The 1,204-nt window shown below is 66.0% G+C and carries 1 protein-coding gene and 1 pseudogene; both read left to right on the forward strand.

The features are described 5' to 3' along the window. Window positions 1–285 (forward strand): annotated as a pseudogene (locus tag ACSFA3_RS24400) (phenylacetate--CoA ligase); the annotation flags it as partial. A 34-nt stretch (window positions 286–319) separates the two neighbouring features. Then, window positions 320–1,204 (forward strand): 1,2-phenylacetyl-CoA epoxidase subunit PaaA (paaA, locus tag ACSFA3_RS24405; RefSeq protein ID WP_435507960.1); only part of this gene is annotated, 885 nt, incomplete at its 3' end.

A 1,204-nucleotide genomic window follows, 5' to 3' on the forward strand; every position in this document is an offset into this window, starting at 1 on the left:
TTCCCCACGCAGGTCGAAGAAATCGTGCTCGCGCACAAGGCGCTGTCAGGCCTCTACCAGGTGCACGTGAGCCGCGCCGACAAGCTCGACCAGGTCGAGGTGCACTGCGAGCTCAACCCCGCCGACGCGGCCTCGGCGGACCGCGCCGCCATCGGCGAGTGGGTGCAGCACCGCGTGAAGACGCTCATCGGTATTTCCACGCGCGTGGTGGTTCACGCGCCCAACGAGATGGAACGCACGCAAACCGGCAAGGCACGCCGCGTGATCGACACGCGCCCGCGCTGAACCACCCCTCACACCCCACCGAAAGGACACGCACATGTACACCCAGGCAATGGACACCATGGGCAAGGACGCAGGCGACGGCAAGCAGAAGGCCGTGCGCTCCGCAGAGGAAATGCGGCTCGAAGAGCGCTTCGACGCGCACATCGATGCCGGCGACTTCATCGAGGCAAAAGACTGGATGCCCGAGCACTACCGCAAGACGCTGGTGCGCCAGATCAGCCAGCACGCGCACTCCGAAATCGTCGGCATGCTGCCCGAGGGCAACTGGATCAGCCGCGCGCCCACGCTCAAGCGCAAGGCCATCCTGCTGGCCAAGGTGCAGGACGAAGGCGGCCACGGCCTCTACCTGTATGCCGCCGCCGAGACGCTGGGCACCTCGCGCGACCAGATGTTCGACGCGCTGCACAGCGGCAAGGCCAAGTACAGCTCGATCTTCAACTACCCCACGCTGACCTGGGCCGACATGGGCACCATCGGCTGGCTGGTCGATGGCGCGGCCATCATGAACCAGGTGCCGATCTGCCGCTGCTCGTACGCGCCGTATGCGCGCGCCATGATCCGCATCTGCCGCGAGGAGAGCTTCCACCAGCGCCAGGGCTACGAAGCCCTGCTCACCATGATGACCCACGGCACCGAAGCACAGAAGGCGATGGTGCAAGACGCGGTCAACCGCTGGTGGTGGCCGTCGATCATGATGTTCGGCCCGCCGGACGACCAGTCGCCCAACAGCGCGCAATCGATGCGCTGGGGCATCAAGCGCTTCAGCAACGACGAGCTGCGCCAGAAGTTCATCGACGCCGCCGTCGAGCAGGCCGCCATCCTCGGCGTGACCCTGCCCGACCCCGACCTCAAGTGGAACGAAGAACGCCAGGCGCATGACTTCGGCGCCATCGACTGGAGCGAGTTCTGGCGCGTGATC

This window comes from Variovorax glucosi (assembly GCF_051216695.1).
Lineage (GTDB): Bacteria > Pseudomonadota > Gammaproteobacteria > Burkholderiales > Burkholderiaceae_C > Variovorax.